This window comes from Pseudomonas cichorii (assembly GCF_015471405.1).
In the GTDB taxonomy this organism is placed as follows: domain Bacteria; phylum Pseudomonadota; class Gammaproteobacteria; order Pseudomonadales; family Pseudomonadaceae; genus Aquipseudomonas; species Aquipseudomonas serbiensis.
The window spans coordinates 1-1,944 of the sequence record NZ_BLVZ01000035.1 but is presented as its reverse complement, the minus strand read 5'-3'; the positions used below and the strand labels follow the sequence as shown (position 1 = coordinate 1,944).

Here is a 1,944-nt window from a genome sequence, read left to right as displayed (position 1 = left end):
TGGCCGTCGACGGTCTTGGCGATGCGGCGGTCGAAGGCGTCGTATTTGTAGCTGGCGATAGCAAAGCTGAAGTGCCTATTCTTCCTGTCGACCTGAAAAAGGTGCAAGAGCACGCCGATGCCGCTGTGCTTCACAAGCACATCGTACTGCGAATAAGCAAAAATTTTAGGTGGTGCGATTCGATTTAATTATTGGGTCTTGTACATCAAGAGTTGAGTTTTCAGACTTTGTGATATTATTTTGCCTTATTGATTCTCTTGATGGGGCGTGTCCTGAATGGCAACTGATAAAAATGATTTTGACGACTGGCTGAAGTTCAAGCTATACCGCGACCTAATCTTCAGAGCAATTATTTGGGCGCTTATTTCAGCGCTTGCGGCTTACTACGCTATCGCGATTATGGAAATTGCCCCGTTGGATTACCTTAGCCGCATGTTGCAATCAGCTGTAAAAATGACCAGCAGTTTAGGTAGTGCGGCTCTACTGCTTTGTCTTCCAGCTCTGCTTTTTAAAGATCTTGAAGCGGTTGTTGAAAATCAAAAAATTAAAAATAACATGAAAGGGAGTTTTGCGGGTATCATTCGTCGGCTTGCTGGTGATCTTTCTTTGTGGTTGCTAGGTGCCGCAGTTACGATTCTATCCTCGTTTATAGTAGTTGCTACCCAGAGCAAAATTGAATTTAAGGAGTATGGCGTTGTTGCGTTAATTGCGGTAACCATGTTTTTTCTGATCATTGTGATCGGCGGTATGAACTATCTTGTCAGGCGCGTTGCTCCTACTCTATTACTTTTAATCACTCGTAACCCAACTATAGTTTTTTTGATTCATTTAGCCTTTATGGTGGTGCTGGGATATGATGCCTTGAAGTCCTTTCTTGCTAGCTAATCGACCTAGCAAGCCTTGCACTGGAACGACGAGCGTCGTTATTAATGAACCTTCAACTGCTCTTGGGGAAGTGAACATGAGTAACTTCATAGCCTGGATTGGCCACTTTCACAAGTAGCCAATACTGGCTTGAGGGTTCATTATAACAGTGCGGGTGAGGTCGGCCTTGCTCGCACGCAAGTTCTTGCGGAGATTTATGGAACGCTATTTGGTATTGCTCTGCGCTGGATAATGCTAGCCAATGAACTAAGTTGTAGTCTGATTTTTTTTATTTTAATGATTTTCGTAGGTGCTGAGGGGGTAGGACATTATATTATGCCTGTTTTTAGGGTGCATATTTATGTGTAGCACCCTATTGTTTATTTCTACTCTTCAAATGAGTGCTTTGCTACAGTCGACCAATTGTTTTTCTTAATAAATTCAAACTCTGGATTTTCTGTATCGAAATCTACCAGCAGGGTAAGAAATCCATTCTTATTTTCATCCGCTTCGTTTGGGTTCAACCAGCCCATCTCACACTCTTCACAATGTAAGTATAATCTCTCATTAGTGATGTCGTGAGTAATAATCAACCGCCCTTGGTTACAGGCTGGGCAATTACTATACCAATAGTATTTTTTCATTTTTACTCCGTAGGATAAGAGGTTATTATTTTGTTGGTTCCAGGGACTAACTTGAGTTCTAAGTTGTAAAATAGTTTGCCTAAGTCGGCCTCTCCGCCTCCAGAGCGACCTACCATTTTGCCCATTGGAACATTCAATGTTCCCGTGGCGTCGGGTTTAATACCATCTGTTTGGGCTTTTTTCCAAGCCTCATTGGTCAGATCAACGCCATCGCCATAGAAAACTCCATGTTGAGGCTTGTTGGGGTTGTCGACATTGTGTAGTCGAACGTGATCCTCTCTACTTTGCCCTTTGTATTTTCCTTTTGTGGGTACAACACTTTTCCAATCAAGCTCTTCACCAGCAGGTGCTGGCGCACTGGGTGACGCTTGGTTGGTGGCTGGGTTAGCGGGTTGTTGGCTTACCCCATTTCCAGCGTTGGCAGGACAATTATTCA

The 1,944-nt window shown here is 43.5% G+C and carries 3 protein-coding genes and 1 pseudogene; 2 read left to right on the top strand and 2 right to left on the bottom strand.

The genetic code is table 11. The features are described from left to right. A partial coding sequence (locus JL015_RS27860) for a hypothetical protein (RefSeq protein WP_236250288.1) occupies window positions 1-188 on the top strand: 188 nt, incomplete at its 5' end. Window positions 189-276: 88 nt separating this feature from the next. Continuing rightward, complete coding sequence (locus tag JL015_RS27490) at window positions 277-885, top strand: hypothetical protein (protein ID WP_201020681.1); 609 nt, start codon at window positions 277-279, stop codon at window positions 883-885. A 365-nt stretch (window positions 886-1,250) separates the two neighbouring features. On the opposite strand, the gene JL015_RS27485 is transcribed toward JL015_RS27490, so the two are convergent. Together JL015_RS27485 and JL015_RS27480 are read right to left on the bottom strand one after the other, a co-directional pair. Then, window positions 1,251-1,508: a hypothetical protein gene (locus tag JL015_RS27485; protein WP_201020680.1), complete on the bottom strand. Its 258-nt coding sequence runs from the start codon at window positions 1,506-1,508 to the stop codon at window positions 1,251-1,253. Between the two features lie 2 nt (window positions 1,509-1,510). Then, window positions 1,511-1,944 (bottom strand): annotated as a pseudogene (locus tag JL015_RS27480) (RHS repeat domain-containing protein); the annotation flags it as partial.

What these genes read in the sequence shown, in the direction of transcription:
- JL015_RS27490 (WP_201020681.1), top strand. Translation starts at nt 277, where the DNA reads ATGGCAACTGATAAAAATGATTTTGACGACTGGCTGAAGTTCAAGCTA.
- JL015_RS27485 (WP_201020680.1), bottom strand. Translation starts at nt 1,508, where the DNA reads ATGAAAAAATACTATTGGTATAGTAATTGCCCAGCCTGTAACCAAGGG.